The 19,639-nt window shown below is 59.6% G+C and carries 16 protein-coding genes; 6 read left to right on the top strand and 10 right to left on the bottom strand.

Annotation, left to right across the window (positions count from 1 at the left end; translation table 11 throughout):
• Positions 1 to 460 precede the first annotated feature (460 nt).
• Positions 461 to 853 (top strand): glycosyltransferase family 2 protein, encoded by a 393-nt coding sequence (locus FHT85_RS11890; RefSeq protein WP_246779947.1) that lies wholly within the window; start codon positions 461 to 463, stop codon positions 851 to 853.
• A 22-nt stretch (positions 854 to 875) separates the two neighbouring features.
• On the opposite strand, the gene FHT85_RS11885 is transcribed toward FHT85_RS11890, so the two are convergent.
• Positions 876 to 4,331 carry an ATP-binding protein gene (locus tag FHT85_RS11885; protein WP_112410605.1) on the bottom strand — a complete coding sequence of 1,152 codons (3,456 nt, stop codon included), beginning with the start codon at positions 4,329 to 4,331 and terminating at the stop codon, positions 876 to 878.
• Positions 4,331 to 5,566 (bottom strand): exonuclease SbcCD subunit D, encoded by a 1,236-nt coding sequence (locus tag FHT85_RS11880; RefSeq protein WP_112410606.1) that lies wholly within the window; start codon positions 5,564 to 5,566, stop codon positions 4,331 to 4,333. The genes FHT85_RS11885 and FHT85_RS11880 overlap by 1 nt, the downstream gene beginning before the upstream one ends.
• A 223-nt stretch (positions 5,567 to 5,789) precedes the next feature.
• Here FHT85_RS11880 and FHT85_RS11875 point away from each other — a divergent pair, with 223 nt between their 5' ends.
• Positions 5,790 to 6,776 (top strand): aldo/keto reductase, encoded by a 987-nt coding sequence (locus tag FHT85_RS11875; RefSeq protein ID WP_112410607.1) that lies wholly within the window; start codon positions 5,790 to 5,792, stop codon positions 6,774 to 6,776.
• A gap of 83 nt (positions 6,777 to 6,859) precedes the next feature.
• Positions 6,860 to 7,597, top strand: a complete 738-nt coding sequence (locus FHT85_RS11870) for an SDR family oxidoreductase (RefSeq protein ID WP_112410608.1) — start codon at positions 6,860 to 6,862, stop codon at positions 7,595 to 7,597.
• A gap of 105 nt (positions 7,598 to 7,702) precedes the next feature.
• On the opposite strand, the gene FHT85_RS11865 is transcribed toward FHT85_RS11870, so the two are convergent.
• The gene (locus FHT85_RS11865; RefSeq protein ID WP_112410609.1) at positions 7,703 to 8,083 is read right to left on the bottom strand and encodes a winged helix-turn-helix transcriptional regulator; all 381 of its coding nucleotides are present in this window, start codon (positions 8,081 to 8,083) and stop codon (positions 7,703 to 7,705) included.
• A gap of 153 nt (positions 8,084 to 8,236) precedes the next feature.
• Between FHT85_RS11865 and FHT85_RS11860 the strand changes: the two genes are divergently transcribed.
• Together FHT85_RS11860 and FHT85_RS11855 are read left to right on the top strand one after the other, a co-directional pair.
• Positions 8,237 to 8,626: a DoxX family protein gene (locus FHT85_RS11860; RefSeq protein ID WP_183774083.1), complete on the top strand. Its 390-nt coding sequence runs from the start codon at positions 8,237 to 8,239 to the stop codon at positions 8,624 to 8,626.
• 24 nt (positions 8,627 to 8,650) lie between these two features.
• Positions 8,651 to 9,394, top strand: a complete 744-nt coding sequence (locus FHT85_RS11855; RefSeq protein ID WP_112410611.1) for an SDR family NAD(P)-dependent oxidoreductase — start codon at positions 8,651 to 8,653, stop codon at positions 9,392 to 9,394.
• A gap of 157 nt (positions 9,395 to 9,551) precedes the next feature.
• Here the strand turns inward: FHT85_RS11855 and hupB are convergent, their stop codons facing one another.
• From hupB to clpP, 4 genes are all read right to left on the bottom strand, one after another.
• The gene (gene hupB / locus FHT85_RS11850) at positions 9,552 to 9,827 is read right to left on the bottom strand and encodes a DNA-binding protein HupB (protein WP_015339480.1); all 276 of its coding nucleotides are present in this window, start codon (positions 9,825 to 9,827) and stop codon (positions 9,552 to 9,554) included.
• 203 nt (positions 9,828 to 10,030) lie between these two features.
• Positions 10,031 to 12,451, bottom strand: coding sequence for an endopeptidase La (lon, locus tag FHT85_RS11845; protein WP_112410612.1), 2,421 nt, complete (start codon positions 12,449 to 12,451; stop codon positions 10,031 to 10,033).
• Between the two features lie 418 nt (positions 12,452 to 12,869).
• Positions 12,870 to 14,147 carry an ATP-dependent Clp protease ATP-binding subunit ClpX gene (gene clpX, locus FHT85_RS11840; RefSeq protein WP_015339478.1) on the bottom strand — a complete coding sequence of 426 codons (1,278 nt, stop codon included), beginning with the start codon at positions 14,145 to 14,147 and terminating at the stop codon, positions 12,870 to 12,872.
• 297 nt (positions 14,148 to 14,444) lie between these two features.
• Complete coding sequence (gene clpP / locus FHT85_RS11835; protein ID WP_015339477.1) at positions 14,445 to 15,077, bottom strand: ATP-dependent Clp endopeptidase proteolytic subunit ClpP; 633 nt, start codon at positions 15,075 to 15,077, stop codon at positions 14,445 to 14,447.
• A 402-nt stretch (positions 15,078 to 15,479) separates the two neighbouring features.
• Between clpP and FHT85_RS11830 the strand changes: the two genes are divergently transcribed.
• On the top strand, positions 15,480 to 16,733 hold the full coding sequence (locus FHT85_RS11830; RefSeq protein ID WP_112398618.1) for a sensor domain-containing diguanylate cyclase: 1,254 nt from the start codon (positions 15,480 to 15,482) through the stop codon (positions 16,731 to 16,733).
• A gap of 140 nt (positions 16,734 to 16,873) precedes the next feature.
• Here the strand turns inward: FHT85_RS11830 and pstB are convergent, their stop codons facing one another.
• From pstB to pstC, 3 genes are read right to left on the bottom strand one after another with little or no spacing between them, the layout of a single operon-like run.
• Positions 16,874 to 17,707, bottom strand: a complete 834-nt coding sequence (gene pstB, locus FHT85_RS11825) for a phosphate ABC transporter ATP-binding protein PstB (RefSeq protein WP_081598367.1) — start codon at positions 17,705 to 17,707, stop codon at positions 16,874 to 16,876.
• 29 nt (positions 17,708 to 17,736) lie between these two features.
• Positions 17,737 to 18,588 carry a phosphate ABC transporter permease PstA gene (pstA, locus tag FHT85_RS11820; RefSeq protein WP_112337553.1) on the bottom strand — a complete coding sequence of 284 codons (852 nt, stop codon included), beginning with the start codon at positions 18,586 to 18,588 and terminating at the stop codon, positions 17,737 to 17,739.
• A gap of 11 nt (positions 18,589 to 18,599) precedes the next feature.
• Entirely contained in the window at positions 18,600 to 19,571 is a 972-nt protein-coding gene (gene pstC / locus FHT85_RS11815) for a phosphate ABC transporter permease subunit PstC (RefSeq protein ID WP_112337554.1), read from the bottom strand.
• Positions 19,572 to 19,639: the final 68 nt, after the last annotated feature.

The following is a 19,639-nucleotide window of genomic DNA, read 5'->3' as shown; positions in this document are numbered from 1 at the left end:
TGACGAAATTCAATATCAGCTACTCACGCTTTCAACACCTGTAGTTGTCACTGGCAAGTATTTTGCGTGTGCAGCCAATTTGCAGCAGCGCAGCAATCAATGCGATATGTGATTACTTGGACTCTCAATTCAAATCAAAGATCGCAGTTCTTGCTTGCGGCGGCTGCAGTTCTTTCACTAAATCAATTCGCGACGAATTTCCGTTACCGACAAGGCACGATCCGTCACAATCATACAGATGTCGGCATTGATCAACGAATACGATGGATGCTGATACGCTAGGTAGACCCCCTGTCGTTCCGATTCTATTAATCACTGGCCTCGTCATGAACCGAACCGGCATCGTCGGCGCCAAACTGCTCTTCTCGAATGATAAGATGCAGCATGCCGGTTTAGTCATCGGTTTTGGCGGACTTGCCGGTCACTGGTATTTAACAAACCGAAGGAGTTCGGCGGACCGATGAACCGGCTGCATGTGCGCAACGCGATGACTTGCGTGACTGGCGCCGTGATGCTGATCTCGGGTGACTGCCTTCGCAACATCGGCCTCTTCGACGAGGAGAATTTCGCGGTCGCCTATAATGACGTGGATTATTGTCTGCGGGCGCACAAGGCAGGATACCGCGTTATCTGGACGCCCTTTGCCTGCCTTTATCACCATGAATCGCTGTCGCGTGGCTCGGACAAATCCGGCGAACGAAAGAAGCGCTTCGAGCAGGAGAAGCAGAACCTGCGCCGGCTGCACGCGACACAGGGCTTCATCGATCGCGCGCTTAACCCCGCCTATAGCCGCGATAAATCAGACCCCAAGATCGTGGTGCCCACGCGCCTGCATATCCCGTCGATGTCTTAGCCCGATCCGGGACCGCTCCTCATCAAAGCTGGATCAAATCGAGACCCCGACCGATCTCGCTCTTGGCGAGCTCGACTACGCTCCTCTCATGGGTAAACAGGATCGTCTGGAAACGATCGGCCGTAGCAGCCAGCACCTGCAGACCGGCGCTGACGCGCTCGTCGTCGAACGTCTGGAAGATATCGTCGACGATTAGCGGCGCAGGCTCATTGCGGGCGGAGTAATCCTCGAGAAATGCCAGCCGCAGCGCGAGATAAAGCTGATCGCCAGTTCCCTCGCTCAAGCCGTCAAGCGGCACACGCTCACCTGCCGCACGCTCAGCCAGCAATTGCAGCGTATCGCTTTCATCATGCGCTTCGACAAGACGGGAGAAACGACCGCCGGTCAGCTGCGAGAACAACTCGCCCGCCCGTCTGATGACGGGATCGGCCTGCTTTTCGCGATAGGCTTCCATCGAGCCGGCCAGCATTCGCGCTGCGATCTTGAGGACAACCCATTGCCGCGCGAGGTCCTTCGCCTCCTGCTCAGCTGCAAGCCTCTCGAAAACTGCGTATTCTGCGCTGACGCCGGTTTCCAGGGCTTGCCGTTGGCGGCGGTTCTCAGCCAGCCGCGCCGAAAGCTCGCCATGCATGGCGAACTGCCGCTGATCTTCCTCGGTCAACCGCTCAATTTCAAGATCGGCTGCAACCCGCTCAAAGCCGGCAAGCTCGGCGCGAAGCTCGTCTTCAGCTTTGCCGTCAGCCTGCTGGCGGAATCGATCGCGGCTTTCGGCAAGCCGTGCGGCGAGACGCGCACGTTCGCGCAGCCGCGAGAGCAGTGCGGGCAGATCGTCGACACCGCGAAGATCCGCGGTTAGCTGGTCGAGTTCGACGGCAACGGCGCCGAGCACTGCCTCCTGGCGTGTTGCCATGCCCAGCCAGCGCTGCCGCTCCTCTTCGAGGCTGTCGCGCTTTTTCACCTCTCCGCGCATGGCGTTGACACGGGTATGCAGCGCCTCGGCAGCGGCATCCGGCGGCAGATGGTCCAGCTCATAGCCGCTGTTGGCGGCAAGCGTCGCCAACCGCCGCTCGAAATCGGCCATGTCGCGGCGCATGCCGCTAACCCGGCGCAGACGGTTCTCCCGCTCCGCTAGGACATCGGGCAGTTCCTGCCATGCCTTCAAGGCAACATTCGCCATCTCCAGGGTCGTGTCGGACGGCAACCGAAACAGTTCGACGGCCTTGGCGAAGGCGGCGCGCCAAGCGGCCTGCTGACGTTCCAAGAGCTGCTGCTGATCGTCGAAGCGAGCCAGCCGGTCACGCGCGGCCCCGATCTCACCTTCCCGCGTGCGGCTTTCGCTCCAGCGCTCGGACAGAAGGCGCAGATGCTTGCGCAAGCCTTCCGCAATCGCGGCCGGCGGAAGGCGACCGCTCTTGTAGCCGGTCGCCTCGACGATATCCTGCAGAGCCGGCAAGACACGACCTTCCGCCAGTGCATTCTCATCCCGTTGATCGACTAAATCCCGCAAAGCCTTGCGCTCGCGTCGCAGCAGCTCCACTCCGCGACGCCATTCCAGCATCGTCGATGGATCGAGGGCATCGACGCCGCAAGGCTCAAAAAGGGCTGCGAAGGCTGCCTGTGCATCCTTCAGCGCTTTCTCGTAACCCTTGTGCCGACCGCAAGCTTCCTCCCGCTCCCGCAGCAGACGCGCCTGCCGCAAACGATAGTCGGCGTGACGAGCGACCCGATCCGCATCGCTCAGCGCGGCATCGGCCAAACGATCGGCCTCAGCCACCCCAACAGTCAATGCGGCAAGCGCCTTGGCTTCCGGAGCTGCGCTCTCGGTCCATTTCTGCTGGATGGAGGACCATTGCGCATCACGGCTTTCGCGCGCGGCGACGATCTGTTCGCGCGTAACAACCGGCCCGGTGCGCTCGGCATCCGCAAGGATTCGTGTTATTTCCGCCAGCTGCTCGTCATAGGTCTGCAGCTTGCTGGTGGCATCGCGCACCTTCGATCGAGCGGCGTCGATCGAATCCCGGTGTGCCGTAATCTCCGCCGCTTCCGGCAGCGGCACAGAAAACAATACATCGATGTCACTGACCGCTGGCTGCAGCCGTCTCGCCGCCTCGTGAAGATCGGCCTCGGTGCGGCGTATCTGGGTTTCCAGCCCATCAAGGCGAGCCAGGGCGGAGAGATCGCTGCCCAAAGCCTCAAGTTGGTCAATGTAAGGTCTCGGATCGATCAGTCGTCCGTTAAGGCTGTCCCTCTCCAGAGCGGTAAGCTGCCTGCGCTCGCTGTCAGCTTGCTCGGCAAGCGACTGCATCTGCCGCGCGAGCTGCCGGCCTTCGTCCACCAGTTCCGACAGGCGCGCGCGGTCGATGTCACTCGGCTGCTGCCGTTCCAGCTCGGCCTCCGCAAGACCGAGACGGCGGGCAAGCTGGGAAAGCGTCGTGTCATAGCCCGCGAGTTCCTGATCGACGCGCGGCAGGTCTTGCCGTTGAGCGCGGTAGTTGCCGGTATCGGCAAAGAGCTGGGTGATATCGCCCGACATCTGGAGCAGCGCTTCATCAACGTGAACACGCGCGAGATCTTCCTCGACACGCACAACGGCTTGTTGAGCACGGCGCAGTTCCTCTTCGCTCGCCTGTTTATTGTGTAGCTTCTGTTCAAGCCGGTCGACGAAACCGTTCGGTATGGCGGCGAGATCGGAAAGACCGTCGAGTGCAAGGGTTTCCGCATCGATCTCGGCAAGCAACGGCTGCAGGGTCTTCAGCCGCTTCAGCCGATCCAGCGCCTCACGTGTGCCGCGGCGCTCCGCCTGTAGGCGCTCCAGCTCCGCTTCCAATTCGGACGCCTCGGCAAGAAGCTTCTTCCAGTCGCCGGATTTCAGCTCGTTTTCCCGCTCGGCCTTACGGGCATCCTCATAGCGGTCGAGAGCCTGGTAGAAGCCGCGATCCTTCGAGCGCCTGGACGCATAGATGCCGTCGGCCTCCGCTTCCAGCGACTGGCGCAGGCGCGACAGACCGGTAAGCCCGGAAGCAGCAGAAAACAGCAGGCTGCCGATCTCGCCGCCGCTGCGCAGCATGGCAGTCGCGCCCTGCCGCAGCCGTTGGGAGTCGAGGCCGAAGGCGCGCTCGAAGACATCGCGGCTGAGATTACCGAGGAAGGGCGAAAGCGCATCGTCGGCAAGCGCCGTCTCCTTGTCATCGGGCGCGAGAAGCGTCCCCTTGCGGCCACGGCGGCGGCGAAAACTCAGCCTTGCGCCATCGCGCGCGCTGAGATCGGCGCCGATCCGCAGGGTATTCGGCTCATGCAGGAAGCTTTGCTCAGCAGCGGCCGGGAAACCGAAGAGAAGATCCGAGATCGCGTTCAGAGCCGAGGATTTACCCGCTTCGTTCGGACCATAGATCACATGCAGCCGTGCATCGGGGCGAAAATCGATCGATTGATCGGTCAGCGCGCCGTAGCGGAGAATATCGAGCCGGGCGAAGCGCATCAGCCTGCCCCCTGCCCGCGCGCCAGCAGCAGTTGCCGCGCTTCTTCGATGAGGGCATCCATGCTATCGTCCAACGGCTGTTCCGTCGCGCCGAGGCCACCCGGCAGGCGCACGGCGATCTCGTCGATTAACCGGGCCGCTTCCGCCGCAATATCGGTATCGCCGGCATGGCCTGCTAGTAGCTGGCGCAGATCGAGCGCGCCGTCCGTGCCCGCTGCTCTCTCCAGCGGCGGTTCCAGCCGCAGCTCGAGCTTTTCCAGCCAGATATCCTCATGCACGCGATGACAGGCGGCTTCCACCTCGTCGCGCCATTGCTGGCGGTTGGCAGCGATCGCACCCTGCAGCGGCGTTACGCCGGAAAGCCGCACACGCAGCGCGGTCATACGACCCGCCATCTCATCGGCAATCGGCTGCACCGCCTGCTCCACATGGCGCAGGATTGCCGCCTGATCGTCCTCCGGTCCAACCACGATATCGACCTGCGCAAAGCGCGCCTCATCGACGATCAGACGCTCATGATCGATCCGCCCGTCTTCGACTGTCACCAGCACCGCGCCCTTGGCTCCGCGCTCGCGGATGTTGCGGCCCTGCAGATTGCCGGGAAAAATGACGAGCGGGTCCTGCGCCACCACTTCAAAGTCGTGCACATGGCCGAGCGCCCAGTAGTCATAGCCGCGCGAGCGCAGATCATCGACGGAACACGGCGCATAGGGCGCATGCGGCTCACGGCCGGTCAGCGAGGTATGCAGAATGCCGATGTTGAACCAGCCGGAAACGGGTGCCGGATAGGCAATCGCCAGATTGTCGTTGGCGGAGCGCTCGGCAAAGCCCTGGCCATGCAGCGCCACCTTCAGTGCTTCCAGCCTGACACTACCCGGCTTGCCGGTTGGAAACTCATGCACGTTTGGCGGCAATGTGATGGTTTTGGTGATGACGCTCGCCGCATCGTGATTGCCGCGCAGCAGGTAGACCGGAATGCCCGCCCGTTCCAGCCGGGCCATTTCGCGATTGAAGAACAGGCCGATCTTGTTGTCCTTCCAGTCGCCGTCATAGACATCGCCGGCAATGACGAAGAAATCGACGCGCTTTTCGATCGCCAAGCCCACAAGGATCGAGAATGCCTTGCGGCTCGCTTCGACGAAGACCGCCGCAACGGCGGCATCCTTCAAGGCCAGCCCCTGAAACGGACTGCCAAGATGCAGATCGGCGGCATGGATGAAGCTGAAAGAGGGCATGAGCTCCGATAATAGTCAGAAATCCGATCTCCCCTTTTAAGGAAACGAAGGCGCTGTGAATACCGCACCGGCGGCTTCATCCAACGGTTTCGTAAGCCGGCCAGCGCCTGCCATGTTTCTCAGTCACGCGATTGCGATCCTCGATCGCCAATGTGCGCTTGTGGCCCTGTCGGACGGCTGCTACTGCGCTATCATCTTACGAATAAAAGAGAGGAGACTTTTCATGAGACATCATGCCTTTGGACGGACGCCCTTTATCGTGACGGATGTCGGCTTCGGGGCCTGGCAGATCGGCGGCGCATGGGGCGATGTCAGCGAGGCCGACGGCCGCGCAGCGTTGAACGCCGCCCTTGATGCCGGCATGACCTTCATCGACACCGCCGACGTCTATGGTGACGGCCGTTCGGAAAAGATCATTGCCGATGTACTGAAGGCACGCGGCGGCGCGCGCCCGATGGTGGCGACCAAGGCCGGCCGCCGCCTGAACCCGCATGTCGCCGACGGCTATAACAAGACCAACCTGGAGGGCTTCATCGACCGCAGCCTGAAGAACCTCGGCGTCGAGAGCCTTGATCTCGTGCAGCTTCACTGCCCGCCGACCGAAGTCCTCTATCGTCCGGAGGTTTTTGCCGGTCTCGACGAGTTGCAGAAGGCCGGCAAGATCAAAGGATACGGCGTCAGCGTCGAGAAGGTCGAAGAAGCGCTGAAGGCGATAGAATATCCGGGCGTCGTCAGCATCCAGATCATCTACAACATCTTCCGTCAGCGTCCCGATCATCTGTTCTTCAAGGAGGCCAGGCGCAAGAACGTCGCCGTCATCGCCCGCGTACCGCTGGCCTCCGGCCTGCTGTCCGGCAAGATCACCCGCGATACGCAATTTGCCAGCGACGACCACCGCAACTTCAACCGTCACGGCGAGGCCTTCGATGTCGGCGAAACCTTTGCAGGCGTGCCGCTCGAAGTTGGTCTGCAGGCCGTGGAAGAGGTGCGAAAGCTGGTTCCGGCCGGCGCCAGCATGACTGCCTTTGCACTCCGCTGGATCCTGATGAATGACGCCGTCACCGTCGTCATTCCGGGTGCGCGCAATGCCGAGCAGGCCAAGGCCAATGCCGCCGCGGCCGATCTCGCTCCGCTTTCGGCCGATATCATGGCGGCAACGCGCGAAATCTACGAGCGCCTGATTGCACCGCACGTTCATCATCGCTGGTAAGGCCATTTTGGCATGAATAGTCGGGACCCCGTTCCGGCTATTCGAAGATCAGCCAGAGGGCCAAACCGAGGAGAGGGAAGAGAATGAAAGTAGCGCTGGTAACAGGGGCATCGCGCGGCCTTGGCGCCGTAATCGCCTTGCAGCTTGCTGAGGCCGGCTGGGCCGTCGCCGTCAACTATGCGAGCGACACTCAGGGGGCCGAGAAGATCGTCGACGCTATTCGACAGCACGGCGGGCAGGCTTATGCCGCAAAATTCAGCGTGATTGACAAGGACCAGCTTGTGGACGGCCTGGAAAAGATCAAGGCGTCGCTCGGGCCGGTCGATCTGATCGTCAACAATGCGACGGGGCCCCAGCCCGAAATGCCGCTCATGGAGCAATCCTGGCAAACCTATCTCGATCAACTGGAATTTTTCGTCAAGGCGCCTCTGGAGCTGCTTCAGGCCGTACTTCCCGATTGGCGGGCGCGCAAATCCGGCCGCGTCATCAATATTGGCTCCGAGGTCGCGGAACTCGGCAACCCCAATTTCGGCAATTATGCCGCCGCCAAGGGCGCGATGCTCTCTATGACGCGCTCTTGGGCAAGGGAGCTCGCGCCGGAAGGCATTACCGTCAATCTCATTGCTCCCGGCTGGATCCCGGTCGAGCGTCATGCAGAAGCGTCGCAGCAGGCCAAGGACGGCTATCTCGCGCAGACGCCGCTTGCCCATTTCGGCAGGCCGGAAGATATCGCCGATGCCGTCGTCTTCCTCGCCTCGAGCAAGGCAGATTTCATCACCGGCCAGAAACTCGCGGTCAATGGCGGCCGGACGCTGCTCTGACTCTGCACTTCGGTAGCAAAGCTCATCAGCCGAAGCTGTGGTCGTGGCGCTGCCTCGCACCTCAAGCAGTCATCCGACGCCGGCTCCGCGGTTTGGAGCAGACATCTATTTTTTCGAGGTTTGTTTTCGGCCGCGAGTTGTCGTTCTTTCGGGTATGCTTCGCCCATATTCGCTCCACCACACGGTCAAGGCTTCCATGGTAGGTCCAAGCCCCCTTGCCTTCACCGTGATTTCATATTCCACGCGAGGCGGAACTTCGGCAAAGACAGTGCGTGAGATGAGACCATCAGCCTCCAGCTCCCGCAATTGCATGGTCAACATGTGCTGCGTGATGCCTGGGATGGCCTTGCGCAGCTCGTTAAAGCGATAGATCCGCTGGTTGAGAAGCCACATGATTTCCAGCTTCCATTTTCCGGAGAGCAGTGTGAACGCTCGGCGCATCTCCTCATGCATATTGATGCCTGGCTCATTAGTCTGGTTTTCCATACTTACCACGCCAAATTCATCCTACTTGTATAGATTCATTTAATATCACATTTTCGATCTGCAGACCGGAGAAATGGCGGATCGCCATTCCGGACATCGAAAATCTTGAAACGGAGCAAGCTGCCGGAGCCATTCGGCGGCAACGGATATCCCATGTCTGAATTCTATGTTTACTGGGCCGCGACGGCCTTGCTAATCCTGCTGTACCTGGCCTCCGCCGTGACCTACGTCGTCAAAACCGAGTGGGTACGGCAAACGATCCTCGGGTTCGGCTACCCAAGCTATCTCGTCCACCTTTTGACTTTCGTGAAGCTCGCCGCCGTTGCCGCTATTCTATCGCGGTTCAACGTCGCCATCAGCGATCTGGCCTATGCGGGCATGTTGTTTCACCTCCTGCTTTCCGGACTTGCTCACATTGGCGTTCGAAAACCCGTAGGCGCTCTGCCGGCTATAGTCGGACTGGCATTGCTCGTAACCTCCTTCGTCACGCAGAACGCGGGACGCGAAATTCCCTCACCGTACGCATTTGCTATGGCGCTCTAATTGCCGAACCCGAAAGGAAATCGAATGGGAAAGCTAACCGGAAAAGTGGCTATCGTCGCCGGTGCCGGCAGGGGCATCGGACGTGCCACGGCAGAACTCTTTGCGGCGGAAGGCGCGAAGGTCGCGGTATTGTCGCTCACCCCAGCCAACGTGAATGCGGTTGTCGCTCACATCCAATCCAAGGGAGGAACCGCGCTCGGCGTGGTCTGTGACCTCAGTTACGGCGAGCAGATCGCCGAGGCAGTGGCAAAGGTGGTGCGGACATTCGGAGGGATCGATATTCTGGTGAATGTCGCATTCGACCCGACCGTTGTTCACTCCTCGATCCTCGATCTCTCCGTAGAACAATTGCGACGCAACTTCGATATGGGCCCGATTGCATATCTGCGAACCATGCAGGCCTGCTATCCATACCTGAAAGCCAGCGGAGAAGGCCGTGTGATCAACTTTGCGTCTCTGGCAGGCATTCTCGGCATGTCCCCTTACGGGCCATACAACCTCGCCAAGGAGGCCGTACGCGCTCTCACGAGATCCGCTGCGCGCGAATGGGGTCCGGACAATATCACCGTCAATAACCTCCTGCCCGTAGCCGACACTTGGGGCGCAAGACCCGACACTCCTCCACCAACGAATGCCCTTGGCCGCTTCGGCTCACCCGAAGACGATGTCGCACCCGTCGTCCTGTTCCTTGCCAGCAGCGATTCGAGATTCATCACGGGTTCAAGTCTGACGCCCGATGGTGGCCAGATCATCGACAGCGCCCGATAGCTCCGGTTGGAGTACCGCATGAAAACATCGGCGTTCATCTGACCCGATGCGGGATGGCGATTTCGGATCGGAAATTACCCATAAAAAAGGGCCCGCTTTTGCGGGCCCCAATCTTGTCCACCCCGCAAGGCTAAAGCCTCGCAGCGGGTGAAACGAATTAGCTGTTGACCGAGTCCTTCAGGCCCTTGCCGGGCGTGAACTTCGGTACGTTACGGGCAGGAATATCGACCTCGGCGCCGGTAGACGGGTTACGGCCCTTGGTGGCTGCACGGTGAGAAACGGTGAAGCTGCCGAAACCAGCAAGGCGAATGTCGCCGCCCTTCTTCAGTTCGGCCTGGACAGTATCGAAAACAGCGTCGACAGCGGAAGCAGCGTCAGCCTTCGTGATACCGGCCTTCTCGGCCACTGCGGACACGAGCTCATTCTTGTTCATGTTTCCACCCCTTTCTCTGGTATGAAACGACTTATCAGTAAGCGGGGCGCAAAATAGCAATGCTCTTACCCGCCGCAACCCCAAAAGCCCTGCAAATCAAGGAAAAGCAAGCGTTGCCATACGCTTTTCACAAAAAAAGACCGGCAAAAATGCCGGTCTTTTCGTCCATTTATGTCAATTCGACAGAATTGAGGCGAACGGGCTTAATGAGCGATGGTAGAACCCACTTCGTCGACGCCTTCGACCGTTGCGATGACAGGCGTTTCCACGGTGCCATCCCACTCGATCGGTTCAGGACGGCGAACAAGCGCGTGCTTGATCACCTCGCCCATGCGCGACACGGGGATGATTTCCATGCTGTTCTTCACGTTGTCCGGAATCTCCGCCAGATCCTTGGCGTTTTCTTCCGGGATCAGCACCTTCTTGATGCCGCCGCGCAGTGCTGCGAGCAGCTTTTCCTTCAGGCCGCCGATCGGCAGCACACGGCCGCGCAGCGTGATTTCACCCGTCATGGCAACATCCTTGGAAACCGGGATGCCGGTCATGATCGAGACGATTGCCGTTGCCATGGCGACACCGGCCGACGGACCATCCTTCGGCGTCGCACCTTCCGGCACGTGCACGTGGATGTCGCTCTTGTCGAAGCGAGGCGGCTCGATGCCGAAATCGACAGCGCGCGAGCGGACGTAGGAGGCCGCCGCCGAGATCGATTCCTTCATGACTTCCTTCAGGTTGCCTGTGACCGTCATGCGGCCCTTGCCCGGCATCATCACGCCTTCGATCGTCAGCAGCTCGCCGCCGACTTCAGTCCAGGCAAGACCGGTGACAACACCGACCTGATCGTCGCGCTCGGCTTCGCCATGGCGGAAGCGCGGCACGCCGAGATAGTCGGAAATATTCTCCGCCGTAACGGCAACTGACTTCACCTTGCCCTTGATGATCTCGGTGACCGCCTTGCGGGCGAGCTTCATCAATTCGCGCTCGAAGTTACGAACACCGGCTTCGCGGGTGTACTGCTGGCTAATCGCCATCAGGGCACCGTCGGTGACCGAGAATTCCTCCGGCTGCAACGCGTGTTCCTTGATGGCCTTCGGCAGCAGGTGCCGCTTGGCGATCTCGCGCTTTTCATCTTCGGTATAGCCGGCGATACGGATGACTTCCATGCGGTCCATCAAGGGCGCAGGGATATTCAGCGTATTCGCCGTCGTGATGAACATCACATCCGACAGGTCATATTCGACTTCCAGGTAGTGATCCATGAAGGTCGAGTTCTGCGCGGGGTCCAGCACCTCAAGCAGAGCCGAGGACGGATCGCCGCGATAGTCCTGGCCGAGCTTGTCGATCTCGTCGAGCAGGAACAGCGGGTTGGACTTCTTCGCCTTCTTCATCGACTGGATGACCTTGCCGGGCATCGAGCCGATATAGGTGCGGCGGTGACCGCGGATCTCGGCTTCGTCGCGAACGCCGCCGAGCGCCATGCGGACATACTCACGGCCGGTCGCCTTGGCGATAGACTGGGCGAGCGAGGTCTTGCCGACGCCCGGAGGGCCGACGAGGCACAGGATCGGGCCTTTGATCTTCGTCGCGCGAGCCTGGACGGCCAGATATTCGACGATACGCTCCTTGACCTTTTCCAGGCCGAAATGATCCGCTTCGAGGATTTTCTCGGCATTGTTCAGGTCGGCCTTGATCTTCGACTTCTTGTGCCAGGGGATGCCCAGCAGCCAGTCGAGATAGTTGCGCACCACGGTCGCCTCAGCCGACATCGGGCTCATCTGCCTGAGCTTCTTCAGCTCGGCATCGGCCTTTTCCTTGGCTTCCTTTGACAGCTTGGTCTTGGCGATGCGCTCTTCCAGTTCGGCCATCTCGTCACGGCCTTCCTCGCCGTCGCCGAGCTCCTTCTGGATCGCCTTCATCTGCTCGTTCAGATAGTATTCGCGTTGCGTCTTCTCCATCTGGCGCTTGACGCGCGAGCGAATGCGCTTCTCGACCTGCAGAACCGAAATCTCGCCTTCCATGAAGCCGAGCGCCTTTTCCAGGCGAGCCTTGACGCTGGTGGTTTCCAGCATTTCCTGCTTTTCGGTGATCTTGATCGAAAGATGCGATGCAACGGTGTCCGCCAGCTTCGAATAATCATCGATCTGGCTGGCTGCACCGACCACTTCCGGCGAAATCTTCTTGTTGAGCTTCACATAGCTCTCGAATTCGGAAACGACGGAGCGGCTCAAAGCTTCGAGCTCGACCTGGTCTTCTTCCGGCTCATGCAGGACATGGCCAAGGGCTTCGTAGAAGTCTTCACGGCCGGTATATTCGTCGATTTCTGCGCGCGCACGGCCTTCCACCAGCACCTTGACGGTGCCGTCGGGCAGTTTCAGCAGCTGCAGGACATTTGCAACGGTACCGACCTTGTGGATGGCGTCCGGCGCGGGATCGTCATCGCTGGCATTGATCTGGGTGACGAGCATAATCTGCTTGTCCGAACCCATGACCTCTTCCAGCGCGCGAATGGATTTCTCCCGTCCGACGAACAGAGGCACGATCATGTGGGGGAAGACCACGATGTCGCGCAACGGCAATACCGGATAGGCAATGCTGTCGTGTGCCGCAGACGTTTTCTTACTCATGTCATTTCCTTTCCGTCGTCCCGTTCCCGGGCTCTCTGCCGGCTTGGGGAGTTAGCCGGCTCTCTCACTTGGTAAACAAGTGGAGCTTCACACTGCCTATTTCAAGTCACAGGAAACGCCCGCCACAAGGCAACGATCCCGCATATCCGCAAGGAGGAACGCAACAACAAAACACCAAAGCCCGACAACTCGAACACTGCCGGCGACGTTAAGATCCGAAGAAAAACGTCGGGCCTGCGCCCTGTCCGCCTCGTGCTCCAGAATCATGCCATCATGGCTGCAGCAGGGGCTCTTCACAACCGGTTCCGACGGCATTCCCTTAAGCTTATCCAAGACTTTATCAGCAAACCGTGCGATTTTTCAAACAGAAAGGGGCCCGTCGATGACGAGCCCCCGATTCGTGATCACAGATGATGGATCAGGCCGTTGCGTTGGCCTTCTCCTCCTGCCGGTCGGCATAGATGTAGAGCGGGCGGGCCGAGCCGCGAACCACTTCCTCGGAAATGACCACTTCGCGCACGCCTTCCAGCGCCGGTAGCTCGAACATGGTATCGAGGAGGATCTTCTCCATGATGGAACGCAGACCACGGGCACCCGTCTTGCGGACGATCGCCCTGCGGGCGATTTCGCGCAGAGCATCCTCGTGGAAGGTCAGCTCGACATCTTCCATCTCGAACAGGCGCTGATACTGCTTCACCAGCGCGTTCTTCGGCTCGGACAGGATCTGGATCAGCGCATCCGCGTCCAGATCTTCCAGCGTCGCCAGAACGGGCAGACGGCCGATGAATTCCGGGATGAGACCGAACTTCACCAGATCTTCCGGCTCCAGCTCGCGCAGCACTTCGCCGACGCGGCGGTCATCAGGTGCCTTGACGGTCGCGCCGAAGCCGATCGAGGTCTTTTCGCCGCGGGCGGAGATGATCTTGTCGAGGCCGGCAAACGCACCGCCGCAGATGAAGAGTATGTTGGTCGTGTCCACCTGCAGGAATTCCTGCTGCGGATGCTTGCGGCCGCCCTGCGGGGGAACCGAAGCCACCGTGCCTTCCATGATCTTCAGAAGCGCCTGCTGCACGCCCTCGCCCGAGACGTCGCGCGTGATCGACGGATTGTCCGACTTGCGGGAAATCTTGTCGACTTCGTCGATGTAGACGATGCCGCGCTGTGCGCGCTCGACGTTGTAGTCGGCAGCCTGTAGCAGCTTGAGGATGATGTTTTCGACGTCTTCGCCGACATAGCCTGCTTCGGTCAGCGTCGTCGCATCGGCCATGGTGAAGGGAACGTCGATGATGCGGGCGAGCGTCTGGGCAAGATAGGTCTTACCGCAGCCGGTCGGGCCGACGAGCATGATGTTCGACTTCGCCAGCTCGACGTCACCATTCTTCGATGCGTGAGCGAGTCGCTTGTAATGGTTGTGAACGGCTACGGAGAGGATCTTCTTCGCCTGCCGCTGGCCAATGACGTATTCGTCAAGAACCTTGATGATGTCCTGCGGGGTCGGAACACCGTCACGAGACTTCACCATCGAGGATTTGTTTTCCTCGCGGATGATGTCCATGCATAGCTCGACGCACTCGTCGCAGATGAATACGGTCGGTCCGGCAATCAACTTCCGGACTTCATGCTGGCTCTTACCGCAGAACGAACAATAAAGCGTGTTCTTTGAGTCGCCGCCGTTGCTGCCGCTGACTTTGCTCATATCACTTTCCTTCCAGCACGCCGCAAATTTCCAACTTGAAATCGCGGTCCACTCTATGCGCCCGCCGGACCTGCCCCTCGTTTGCAGATCGCGGCGCCCTTCAGGGTACTGAACGCAGGCCAGGCAACCAAACCGGAACTGCGTGGCAACGATCCCCCTTCGAATGCCGAATGCTATGTCATAAAAACGCTACATAGCATTAATGCGTACTATTACCGCGTTCTGCTCCACATTAAACCCCTATTCGATCACAAATGGGATAGAACTGTGGCGTAGAAGTCACCGCCTAGTGGATAATCACGAGGCGGTTTCACCTTCTATTTCAGTACGCGACGTCAGCACCTTGTCGATCAGACCCCATTCCTTGGCCTCATCGGAGGACATGAAATGGTCGCGATCGAGCGTCTGCTCGACCTCTTCGTAGGTCCGGCCGCAATGCTTGACGTAAACCTCATTGAGACGGCGCTTCATCTTGATGATATCGCGTGCGTGGCGTTCGATGTCCGAAGCCTGGCCCTGGAAACCACCAGAAGGCTGGTGAACCATGATCCGGGAATTCGGCGTTGCGAAACGCATGTCTTTGTCACCGGCGGCCAGAAGCAGCGATCCCATCGAGGCAGCCTGGCCGATGCAGAGCGTCGAAACGGCCGGCTTGATGAACTGCATCGTATCGTAGATTGCCATACCGGCAGTGACGACGCCGCCCGGCGAATTGATATAAAGGGCGATTTCTTTCTTCGGGTTTTCGGCCTCAAGGAAGAGAAGCTGTGCGCACACCAGCGTCGCCATATGGTCTTCGACCGGTCCGGTCAGGAAAATGATGCGTTCCTTCAGCAGGCGGGAATAAATGTCATAAGACCGTTCCCCGCGGTTGGTCTGCTCGACAACCATCGGCACCAGAGCCATAGCTGTATCGACTGGATTTCTCATGTGCGTCCTTTATCAAACTTGTCCCGGCGACGGAAACGCCGGGAATCGGAGTAAAAATCCTTTACTCCTACATAGAGTGTCCCTGCCCTTCACTTCAAGACGCCCGAAAGCATAACGTCAAAAAGCTCTAATGACCCGCGAAGCGTTCACAAAGCATTTCTAACCGCGGCTCCTCGAATGCCAAGGTGCTGCAGCGACACGCAAGCTGCTACTCACCATATTTCCAGATCGCAAGGTGAAGGAAGCGTGAAGGCCCGGATCGGGCCGACGCACATCTTCAGCACAGGCAAAATTTACCAAGGCACTTAAGGAACTTGCCATCTTATTGGGCAAGGATGAAACGAACACGGAAATCGTCGCGCAGTTTGCGCCGGTAGCCGAAAACAGCAGAGGCGTCCGATCGTGCTGAATATGACAACAGGCCTGACCATCTGGTGCTCGGAAGCCATAACGCTGGCGACCGTTCTCCTTCTCGCCTGGCGGCATGATCGCAAATCCCCAGCCTATTTGATCTGGGCACTGGGCTTCACCGTCAGCGCCATAGGATTCGCGTTGGTGGCTGCTCGAGGTCTCATCCCCGATATATGGTCGATCCAGATCGGCAATGCCGTGGCCCTGCTCGGCGAGAGCGCCTGGATCGTCGGATTCCGCTTCATGGACAAGCGTAGGCTGGAATGGTCGGCATTTCTGCCACCCGCCATCTGGCTAATCGGCGTCAGCCTTCCCTGGGTCACCGGCAATTTCGCCAATCGCGTCATCGTCTATGATCTCGCGGGCGCAGTCGGCGCGACCTTGCTAGCTTTTGCCGTACATCCAGGCGACGGCCGACGGGAGCCGGCGCGCGGGCAACTCGGCATCGTCTTCGTGGCGCTCGCCTGCTTCTGTTTCGGTTCTGCTCTGTGGATGGTGCTTGCTGTCCCTTCACTTGAAGAGGCCATGATCTATCGCGGCTACATGGCGCTTGGCTACGGGCTGCTCGTCATCATCGCCATCGTTCTCAACGGCAAGCTTCTCATGGAGCGTGCCGAGCGCCGCTGGCGGGCAATATCCATCACCGATACTTTGACGGGCGTTCTGAACCGGCGCGGGCTTCAGGAAAGCTACGAGATCCTCGTCGGCAAGGGGCAGCAACAACCGCAAATGCTTGCCGCCCTATTGTTTGATCTCGATCATTTCAAGAAGATCAACGATCGCCATGGCCATCAGGCGGGCGATGCGGTTCTGGTCGAGTTTGCCCGCATTGCCCGTCAATTCGTGCCGCGCAGCGGTGCATTCGGCAGAATGGGCGGTGAGGAATTCGTCGCCTTCCTTCCGATAGACGATCAATCCCAGGCAGAAGCGCTGGCGGAAACCATCCGCGCTGATTTCTGCCGGGTACCGCTGCTTGCCGGCCGCACGCTGGTGCCGGCAACCGTCAGCATCGGCGTTTCGATCATGCCGCACGATACCGTCAGCTGGGATCGTCTTATCTCTTTCGCAGACCGTGCGCTATATGCCGCGAAACGCGCGGGCCGCAACTGCACCATCCTCTTCAACGAAACCGAGACAGCCAGGGAGCCCGACGCAACGTCTGCGGCGGACGACGGCGAACTGGTGCCGACCCTCGACGACCAGATCCATGCCTTGCGGCGTATGGGTACGCTCGCGAGGATGTGACCGGCTTGTTCGGTAATCCGCCAGCCATAGGCCTTGAACAGACCGAGTGGCGCGGCCACCAGACAAGGCAATTATCCAAAAATGCAAAAGGCGCGCTTTAGCAGCGCGCCTTGTAAAGTGTGAGGCAAGGTTCGGCCATATCAGCCGTAACGACCGGTGATGTAGTCTTCCGTGCGCTTGACCTTCGGCGCCTGGAAGATCTGCTCGGTCTGGCCGTATTCGATCAACTCACCAAGATACATGAAGGCAGTGCTGTCGGAGATACGGCTCGCCTGCTGCATGTTATGCGTGACGATAACGATGGTGAAGTCGCCCTTCAGCTGCGACACGAGTTCTTCGACCTTAGCGGTCGAGATCGGGTCCAGAGCCGAGGTCGGTTCATCGAGCAGCAGGACTTCGGGACGAATGGCAATGGCACGAGCGATGCAGAGGCGCTGCTGCTGCCCGCCGGAAAGGCCAAGCCCGCTCTGGTGCAGCTTGTCCTTCACTTCGCTCCACAGCGCCGTTTCAGTCAACGCCGCTTCGACGCGGGCGTCCATTTCCGACTTGGAGACCTTCTCATAGAGGCGGATGCCGAAAGCGACGTTCTCATAGATCGACATGGGGAACGGCGTTGGCTTCTGGAACACCATGCCGACCTTGGCGCGCAGATCATTCAGATCGACGTCCTTGGTGAGGATATTGCGGCCATCCAGCAGAATCTCGCCCGCAACCGTTTGCCCGGGATAGAGATCGTACATGCGGTTGAAGGTGCGCAGCAACGTGGACTTGCCGCAGCCCGAAGGGCCGATGAAGGCGGTGACCGCGTTTTTGCGGATGTTCATATTCACGCTCTTCAGAACGCGATGGCCGTTCTGATAGGTGAAATCGAGGTTCTTCACCTCAAGTTTCGCCAGGCCGAGATCCGACTGGGAAGCAGCATCCTTCCCCGGCTGTGCGTTGACGCTCTGGAAATTGCTGTCGCTCATGTTCATGGTCTCATTCCTATCGTTCGGCGGCTGCGTCACTGGCGGCGCCCACTCAAGACACGGGCAAGGATGTTAAGCGCAAGGATAGCAACGGTGATAATCAGCGCGCCCGCCCAGGCAAGTTGTTTGAGATCCTCACCGGCATCGGCGGCAAGCGTATTGATCGCAACCGGCAGCGTGGCGATCGGACCGGTCAGGTCTGTATTCATGAATTTGCTGTAACCGGCCGTAAAGAGCAATGGCGCGGTTTCGCCGCTGATGCGGGCGATGGCCAGCAGGATGCCGGTGAGGATGCCAGTCCAGGCGGAACGGTAAACCACCATCATCATGGATTTCCAGCGCGGAGCGCCGAGCGCTGCAGTCGCCTCACGAAGCGCGTTTGGCACCAGCAACAGCATGTCCTGTGTCGTGCGGTTGACGACCGGAAGCGCGATCAGCGCCAGCGCAAGGATGCCCGCGATAGCGGAGTTGCCATGCATGGGCACGACCACCGCGCCGTAGACGAACACGCCGATGATGATCGAGGGCGCGGACAGCAAGATATCGTTGAGGAACTTGGCAGCCTCGGCAAGTTTGCTGCCGTTGGCATATTCCACAAGATAGGTGGCGGCAAGAATGCCGATCGGCGCGGCGATCACGATCGCGAGACCCGTGACCAGCACGGTGCCGTAGATCGCGTTGATCAGACCGCCGCGCGAGCCCTGGGCTGGGATCGACATAGTGAACACGTCGAGGCTGAGCGCCGATATGCCGCGATAAAGCAGGGTCGCAAGGATCACGCTGAGAAAGAAGATGCCGAGGACGGCCGCGATGAAGCACAAGACCATCATCACCCGGTTCTTCCCATAACGCCTCGACACGAGGTTCTGACGAATTGCATTGTCCATGGTTTTTTTCCTCAGTGCGCGTCGCCGCGGCCGATCATCCACCTCGCCAGCGCAAGCACGCAGAAGGAAAGGACGAACAGGAGCAGGCCGAGCGCAATCAGGCTCGACAATTGCAGACCGTCGGCATCGCCGAAATTGTTCGCGATCTGGGCGGAAATGGTGGTGGACGGCGAGATGATCGACGATTGCAGACGGCTCACCGAGCCGATAACGAAGGTGACGGCCATGGTTTCGCCGAGCGCGCGGCCGAGGCCGAGCATGATGCCGCCGACGAGGCCACGGCGTGTATAGGGAATCAAGATGTGGCGAGCCACTTCCCATGTGGTCATGCCCATACCGTAGGCGGATTCGCGCAGCATCGGCGGCACGGTGCTGAACACGTCGCGGGAGATCGCGGTGATGAACGGCAGGATCATGACGGCCAGCACGAGGCTTGCCGTCAGCAGGCCGACGCCCGGCGCCGGCGGCTGGAACAGCAGGCCGATCACCGGCACCTGGCCGACAGTCGCCATCAGGAAAGGCAGGATATTGTTCTGCATCAGCGGCACAAGAATGAACAGGCCGACGATGCCATAGATAATGGAGGGAACGCCCGCCAGAAGCTCGATGGCCGTGCTGATGGGACGGCGCAGGCTGCCGGGGCAAAGTTCCGTGAGGAAGATGGCGATGCCGATGCCCAGGGGAACGGCAATCAACATGGCGATGAATGAACTCACCAACGTACCGACTACGGCAGGGACGGCGCCATAAATATCGGCCGGCGCGCTCCACTTGGTGCCCCAAAGGAACGACAAGCCAAAGGTCTGAAATGTGGGTAAGGCATCGATGACAAGAACCACGAGGATTGCCAGCAGCAGAAGCACGACAAGAATAGCCGAGCCAAGCGTCATGAAATAGAAAATCCGATCCTGTATCCGGAATTTTCTGGTCGCGGCGGAGGTATTCACAGCCTGGAAGCCAGCCATCTGAGTCGCGTCAGCCATCGATTTCCCCTTGTCCTGTCACGAAAGGCGGACAGGGAAATACCCTGTCCGCCGCAACTTTTCGCCTA

Origin of the sequence: Rhizobium sp. BK312 (genome assembly GCF_014193605.1) — a bacterium.
Taxonomy (GTDB): domain Bacteria; phylum Pseudomonadota; class Alphaproteobacteria; order Rhizobiales; family Rhizobiaceae; genus Rhizobium.
Note: the sequence above shows the minus strand (reverse complement) of the source record. Positions and strands in the feature narration are given on the sequence as shown.

Excerpts from the sequence above, each read along its gene's own strand:
- FHT85_RS11875 (WP_112410607.1), top strand. The coding sequence starts at position 5,790 with ATGAGACATCATGCCTTTGGACGGACGCCCTTTATCGTGACGGATGTC.
- FHT85_RS11865 (WP_112410609.1), bottom strand. The coding sequence starts at position 8,083 with ATGGAAAACCAGACTAATGAGCCAGGCATCAATATGCATGAGGAGATG.
- clpX (WP_015339478.1), bottom strand. The coding sequence starts at position 14,147 with ATGAGCAAAGTCAGCGGCAGCAACGGCGGCGACTCAAAGAACACGCTT.
- pstB (WP_081598367.1), bottom strand. The coding sequence starts at position 17,707 with ATGAACATGAGCGACAGCAATTTCCAGAGCGTCAACGCACAGCCGGGG.
- FHT85_RS11890 (WP_246779947.1), top strand. The coding sequence starts at position 461 with ATGAACCGGCTGCATGTGCGCAACGCGATGACTTGCGTGACTGGCGCC.
- hupB (WP_015339480.1), bottom strand. The coding sequence starts at position 9,827 with ATGAACAAGAATGAGCTCGTGTCCGCAGTGGCCGAGAAGGCCGGTATC.
- pstC (WP_112337554.1), bottom strand. The coding sequence starts at position 19,571 with ATGGCTGACGCGACTCAGATGGCTGGCTTCCAGGCTGTGAATACCTCC.
- pstA (WP_112337553.1), bottom strand. The coding sequence starts at position 18,588 with ATGGACAATGCAATTCGTCAGAACCTCGTGTCGAGGCGTTATGGGAAG.
- FHT85_RS11880 (WP_112410606.1), bottom strand. The coding sequence starts at position 5,566 with ATGCCCTCTTTCAGCTTCATCCATGCCGCCGATCTGCATCTTGGCAGT.
- FHT85_RS11855 (WP_112410611.1), top strand. The coding sequence starts at position 8,651 with ATGGGAAAGCTAACCGGAAAAGTGGCTATCGTCGCCGGTGCCGGCAGG.
- FHT85_RS11885 (WP_112410605.1), bottom strand. The coding sequence starts at position 4,331 with ATGCGCTTCGCCCGGCTCGATATTCTCCGCTACGGCGCGCTGACCGAT.
- lon (WP_112410612.1), bottom strand. The coding sequence starts at position 12,451 with ATGAGTAAGAAAACGTCTGCGGCACACGACAGCATTGCCTATCCGGTA.
- clpP (WP_015339477.1), bottom strand. The coding sequence starts at position 15,077 with ATGAGAAATCCAGTCGATACAGCTATGGCTCTGGTGCCGATGGTTGTC.
- FHT85_RS11870 (WP_112410608.1), top strand. The coding sequence starts at position 6,860 with ATGAAAGTAGCGCTGGTAACAGGGGCATCGCGCGGCCTTGGCGCCGTA.
- FHT85_RS11860 (WP_183774083.1), top strand. The coding sequence starts at position 8,237 with ATGTCTGAATTCTATGTTTACTGGGCCGCGACGGCCTTGCTAATCCTG.